1 protein-coding gene is annotated in these 3,022 nt (G+C 32.8%); it reads left to right on the plus strand.

Going from position 1 to position 3,022, the window contains the following annotated elements; all coding sequences use genetic code 11:
* Positions 1–654: 654 nt before the first annotated feature.
* Positions 655–3,022: accessory Sec-dependent serine-rich glycoprotein adhesin (locus HZY83_RS03985; protein WP_179942784.1), on the plus strand; the 2,368-nt coding region annotated here is incomplete at its 3' end.

Consider the following 3,022-nt stretch of genomic DNA (forward strand, 5'->3'; position numbering starts at 1 on the left):
GTGTTATATCTATAGAATATATAATTATATTTTTGACAGCTAGTTATATAATGTTTTTTTTAAAATCATAGAATAACAAAATTTTGTATATTTTTATTTTTGTTAATTATTAATATTTTTATAAAATAAAATTTCTAGACAAGATATAATGTTGATTTAAAGTAAATGATATACAATTTTAATGCTATAAAATTCAATAGAATATGTAAAATTTATATTTGGTGTATATTGATTATTTATATTATTTAATTTTTGGAATTATAATTGTATTAAATAGATTTATACTTATTATTTTCAGAATAATTAGCGTATTTATTGCATTATAACTATCTTCGTTGACAATTTTTAATTTTATTTATTTATATTTATATATGTAAAATATATTATATTTTTATCATATATATTTATGATTTATGTGCAGTTAACATTACAATTATGTTAAATATTTTTAATGTTATTGACAAAAACGGGGGGGGGGTAGTATAATAATAAGCTGCTTATTTATTTTTTATATGAAGTATAAAATTTTGTTATATTTTTTTATGTAAGTTATTATGTCATTTTAGCCAATATAAATATATTAGATATGATAGAGCATTTTATACATAAATTCTTATATTTTAAGATAAATATTTAATAATTCTTAAAGAAGGGGTGTTTATAATCAAACGCAAGATATTTAACAAACATTATCACGAAACCGATAGAAAGATAAGAGTAAAACTATACAAATCTGGTAAAAAGTGGGTTAAATCTCTTATTTCTAACATTGGATTGCTTCGTGTATTTGGTAATACTACCGAAGAATTAAAGATAGAAGATATTAATACAGAAAGTATTATTAAATCTGGAAATATTAACTATTTGAAGGGAATTGCCTCCTTCGGAGCTATTATAGGTGGAGGAGCATTAATTAATGCTAAAGATGCCTATGCAGAAGAGAATAACGATTTGGTAATGGCTAAGTCTCTTGAAACAGAAACTCTTGCAGAAAAAGAAACAGTAGTTATCAAAGTTGATAATGAAAAAACAGATTCTTCATCAGTAAGTTTATCTGCTTCTGAGTCTATGTCAGTAAGTTCATCGGAATCTGCAAGTATTTCATTAAGTGAATCAACAAGTACGTCAAAGTTAACATCATCAAGTTTAAGTCTGTCTACTTCTGAGTCAATATCAATAAGTTCGTCGGAGTCAGCGTCAACGAGTACATCAGAGTCTTCTTCATCAAGTACTTCTATGACTACAACTTCAACTGAAAAAACGACTAAAGAAGAAAAAATAGTAGAAAATACGGAAGATAATAGTAAAGATGTAGCAAATGCCGAAGTTAATAAAAAATCAGATGTTGCTAAGATAGAGCTAAATCAAGCAATTAATAAATTAAAACAATCTATAGATGCAGCGTACAGTCTTTCTATGGATGGTCTTGAAATTGCCAATTCATTATTGACGGCTGCTAAAAATATTTCTAAAGATACAAATGCTTCATTAGTTGAAGTTAATGCAATAAAAGAAGTTTTGTTGGCTACAGATAGTTCTATTCAAAGACGTATTTTTGAAAGAGAAGAATTTAGTTCAAATAATAGTGAGAATAAATATCTTCAAGCTAATAATGGGTTAACTTATGAAATTATAGTTAGCGAAGAAGGATCAAAAACGGTGCGTCTAACGTCAATTATGCCGCATACTAATTCGACAGTTTCTTCTTTTAGTTCGAGTAAATTTAGAGCTACAGTTTCAGGAACAAAAATAACTTTTACTTTTTCAGATTTTACTGATGCACACTCATATGGATGGTCTGGAGGGCGTCAAAACGAAACTCCACAACAACTTCTTTCTAATCTTAAAGCTGTTTATGATACAATTACGAAGACAATAGAATGGTCAGTTACTTATAGGCCAACTCAGCCTACAAGTGCTAGAGGATGGGAAAATCCATATACAGGTGTATATATTGCTGTTGCGGAAGCTAAAATGGGTAAACCTACTGATGTAAAAGTTGATGGTATTGCTACTACAGCCAGTACAAGAACTGTGGTAGATGGAAGAAAAATTAATGGAACCCAATATATAACCAATAGACCAACAGGTTTTGGGCAACATACAATAACGTTTAAAACAGCATATTCTGGGGATATATCGGATTTTAAAAATCATTTTGGTCTGAGTCTTGTAGCTTCAACTACTCAGAAATTTGATACAACTAATTATGTAGAGCATGGAGCTAGAAAACAGGCTGGTCGTGCAGGAGAGCTTTATTTAGTTGCGCGTGAAGGGGGGACTGCTCTTAGTCAGTATTCTTTTGGGCAGGTCAAACCTCAAGTTATAGACTCTATAAGTAATTCCCAAAGACAAAGTGAATCTCAATCAGTTTCTGCTTCAAAATCTTTAAGTATCTCAGAAAGTACAAGTATATCAATATCGAAAAGTATGTCAGAGAGTACAAGTGTATCAGAAAGTTCAAGCAAGTCAGCATCAACAAGTGCGTCAGTAAGTGCAAGTACATCAGCAAGCAAGTCAGCATCAACGAGTGCATCGATTAGTGCAAGTACATCAGCAAGCAAGTCAGCATCAACGAGTGCGTCAGTGAGTGCCAGCACATCAGCAAGCAAGTCGGCATCAACGAGTGCGTCAGTGAGTGCCAGCACGTCAGCAAGCAAGTCAGCATCAACGAGTGCGTCAGTGAGTGCCAGCACATCAGCAAGCAAGTCAGCATCAACAAGTGCATCGATTAGTGCAAGTACATCAGCAAGCAAGTCAGCATCAACGAGTGCGTCAGTGAGTGCTAGCACATCAGCAAGTAAGTCAGCATCAACGAGTGCGTCAGTGAGTGCCAGCACGTCAGCAAGCAAGTCAGCATCAACGAGTGCATCGATTAGTGCAAGTACATCAGCAAGCAAGTCAGCATCAACGAGTGCATCAGTGAGTGCTAGCACATCAGCAAGCAAGTCAGCATCAACAAGTGCGTCAGTGAGTGCAAGCACATCAGCAAGCAAGTCAGCATCGACAAGTGCATCAATTA

Source organism: Gemella sp. GH3, assembly GCF_013415425.1.
Classification (GTDB): domain Bacteria; phylum Bacillota; class Bacilli; order Staphylococcales; family Gemellaceae; genus Gemelliphila.